This is a genomic window from Phocaeicola sp. (assembly GCF_048170425.1).
Classification (GTDB): Bacteria; Bacteroidota; Bacteroidia; order Bacteroidales; family Bacteroidaceae; genus Phocaeicola.
This window is the reverse complement of sequence record NZ_DBEXBB010000133.1, coordinates 1-3,422: the sequence shown is the minus strand read 5'-3', so window position 1 is coordinate 3,422 and position 3,422 is coordinate 1. Positions and strand designations below refer to the sequence as shown.

Below are 3,422 nucleotides of genomic sequence, written 5' to 3'. Positions count from 1 at the left end.
CTGATTAAAGAATAATGAGAAAACTAGTGTGGCTGGTGGAATCTTTATGTTGCGCCTGCTTACAGAATGATGTGTAATATTATGTTTTCCTTTTAGTCGTCTTATCTGCACTAAAAGGGAAACATAAACAATAAAACTAATGTCTATGATAAAACGTGTATTATTGTCATCGTTTACTGCGATGATTTGTATGACAAGTTTATATGCAAGTGAAAAAGAGGTGCTGAGTCCTGATGGACGTTTGAAGGTAGTAGTGTCAGATGAAGGTGGAATTCCTTCTTATCAGGTATTCTATGATGGAGTAACTTTTATTGAGAAATCTCCGTTGGGTATGAAGACTACTATTGGTGATTTTACATCTTCTTTATCACTCGGTAGTGAAATCAAGGAGACCTCTATCCGGAAGAACTACCGTTTACCGAACATAAAAAAAAGTAAGGTGGAGTATGCGGCTGAATCAGTAGTCGTTCCATTTACAAAAGAAGGGAGAACTGCTTTTGATGTGGAATTTCGGGTAAGTAATAATGACGTGGCCTTTAGATATACCGTTTATCCTAAGAAGGATATTTTGTGCTGTGTGATACAGCAGGAAACTACGGGGTTTGTCATGCCGGAAGGTACGACTACTTTCTTATGTCCACAAAGCGGACCGATGGGTGGTTTCGCCAGAACTTCTCCCAGCTATGAAACTCCATATACAGTAGATGATACGATGGGAAAAAATGGTTGGGGAGAAGGATATACATTCCCTTGCTTGTTTAAAAATTCAGATAAAGGTTGGATTTTAATTTCTGAAACTGGAGTAAACAGTTATTATTGCGGTAGTCGTTTGATGGGGCATGAAGATGGGTTGTATACCATTGGTTTTCCGCAGGAAGGTGAATTTAACGGTAATGGCACGATTTCTCCGGGAATTGCATTGCCGGGTAAGACTCCTTGGCGTACTATAACCTTGGGTTCTACACTGGCTCCTATTGTAGAAACAACTGTACCGTTTGATGTGGTAGAGCCGTTATATGAACCGTCGAAAGACTATACCGCAGAATACGGTTGTGGAACTTGGAGCTGGATTATTGCCGGAGATGCCAGTATGAATATGGATGACCAAAAGCGTTATGTAGATTTTTGTGCAGCTATGGGATATCGTACGGTGCTGGTAGATGCGCTTTGGGATACACAGGTAGGTTATGATAAGATAGAAGAGCTGGCTGCCTACGCCAAACAGAAGAATGTAGGGCTATATTTGTGGTATAACTCCAATGGATACTGGAATGATGCCCCTCAAGGACCTCGTGGAAAAATGAGTAATATCATTGAGCGTCGGAAAGAAATGAAATGGATGCAACGTATAGGTATCAAAGGTATTAAGGTCGATTTCATAGGTAGTGACAAGCAGGTCACCATGCAGCTTTATGAAGACATTTTAGCTGACGCAAACGATTATGGACTGTTGGTTATTTTTCATGGATGTACCATTCCGCGTGGATGGGAACGTATGTATCCTAATTATGCGGCCAGTGAAGCGGTATTGGCCAGTGAAAACATGAATTTCTCTCAGGGAAGCTGCGATGCAGAAGCATTCAATGCATGTATCCATCCGTTTGTTCGTAATACGATTGGGAGTATGGATTTCGGAGGAAGTACTTTGAACAAATATTATAATGAGAAAAATGAACCGGGGGGACGGATGAGAGTTACGTCCGATGTGTTTGCATTGGCTACGGCAGTATTGTTTCAGAGTCCGGTGCAGCATTTTGCATTGGCACCTAATAACCTGACTGACGCTCCAGCTTGGGCCGTGGATTTCATGAAAAAAGTGCCTACTACTTGGGATGAGGTGAAGTTTATAGACGGTTATCCTGGAAAATATATTGTGATGGCACGTAAACATGCTGGTAAATGGTACGTGGCAGGAATTAATGCACAGGATGAAACTATTAAATTGAAAATAGATGTATCTTCATTGTTTGCTGCGGGAGAAGTCGTTTATCTGTACGAAGATAACGATAAACTGATAGGTTCTGTAAAGGAAAAAGTTATCAGTAAGAAACAGATAATGAACCTTTCAGTTCCTAGAAACGGAGGTGTAATGATTACTCGGAAATAAATTGTTAATATTGGAATGATGGAAGTATGATTGCAGAAGTCAACATTCTTAACAACTGGTGGATGGGAAGGGTGGAAGACTTTTGACAGTGAAATTAAGACTACTGTTATTGGAATTCATGATGTATACTTTGTATGTTGTGAACACAAAGGATGCAAACTATTTAATCTTGACTGGTGTGAGTTTTCTAATTGATGGATTTTTTTAGATTAATGAATTATGAAAAATATATGTAGTGTTTTGTTTTTTATAGTTAGTATATTGGGGCATATGGAATGTACAGCTACAACATTTAAAGATGGCTCATTCTATACAGGTGTATATAAAAATCTGTTTAAAGAATATTTAGGTATATCAGATGGAGAAACTGACAAGAGAATGGGTGATATATGGAATCATTTTTTTGTAAATCCTATAACCAAAGTTTATTTTGAAGATTCTGATACAACCGCATATATATTGGATACAGGAAATAATGATGTACGTACTGAAGGCATGTCTTATGGGATGATGATAAGTGTACAGATGGATAGACGTACGGAATTTGACCGTATTTGGAGATGGGTTAAAAAGAATATGCATTATAAGTCAGGTAAGTGGCAAGGTTATTTTGCATGGCAATGTAATACTGATGGCAGCAAAATAGGAGTGGAACCTAGTTGCGCTACTGATGGAGAAGTATATTTTATTACATCTTTGTTTTTTGCTTCACACAGGTGGGGAAATAATGGAGAAATAAATTATGAAAAGGAGGGGCAGAAGATTCTTTTTGATATTATGTCAAAAGGAGATAAAGGAGAAATACGCAATATGTTTAATACAGATTCTTTTTTAATAACCTTTGTTCCTAAAGGAGAAATGTGGAACTTTACTGACCCTTCATATAACTTGCCTGCTTTTTTTGAATTATGGGCTTTATGGAGTAATTCAAATAAAAACTTTTGGGGTAAGACTCCTGATGCTGCACGAAAATTATTAGTCAAAGCTTCACATCCTATAACTGGGCTTTTTCCTGATTACTCATGTTTTGATGGTACTCCACATCAACCTGATTGGAAAAAAGACTATGATGCGAAGCGTTATCAGTACGATGCAATACGTTGTGCAATGAATGTGGGGATGGATTACTATCTGTTTGGAAAGGATAAGGTTAACCAATCTGATATGATGGAACGTTTATTGAGTTTTTTTGAATCGGATGGTTTTAAACATGGACAGTTTGATTTGAACGGTAATAATCCAACTGGAGAATATTCGGCTGGTATGGCAGGTGCTAATGCTGTTGGTGCCTTTGCTTTAAAAGATAAGACTCTAA

The 3,422-nt window shown here is 38.1% G+C and carries 3 protein-coding genes; all 3 read left to right on the top strand.

The annotated features are described in order from the left end of the window. Positions 1–145 precede the first annotated feature (145 nt). Entirely contained in the window at positions 146–2,107 is a 1,962-nt protein-coding gene (locus ACMJ0U_RS05285) for a glycoside hydrolase family 97 protein (protein WP_417128650.1), read from the top strand. Between the two features lie 30 nt (positions 2,108–2,137). After that, on the top strand, positions 2,138–2,302 hold the full coding sequence (locus tag ACMJ0U_RS05280; RefSeq protein WP_417128649.1) for a carbohydrate-binding protein: 165 nt from the start codon (positions 2,138–2,140) through the stop codon (positions 2,300–2,302). Between the two features lie 24 nt (positions 2,303–2,326). Then, positions 2,327–3,422: glycosyl hydrolase family 8 (locus tag ACMJ0U_RS05275; protein ID WP_417128647.1), on the top strand; the 1,096-nt coding region annotated here is incomplete at its 3' end.

Coding starts and splice junctions, on each gene's coding strand:
- ACMJ0U_RS05285 (WP_417128650.1), top strand. CDS start 146: ATGATAAAACGTGTATTATTGTCATCGTTTACTGCGATGATTTGTATG.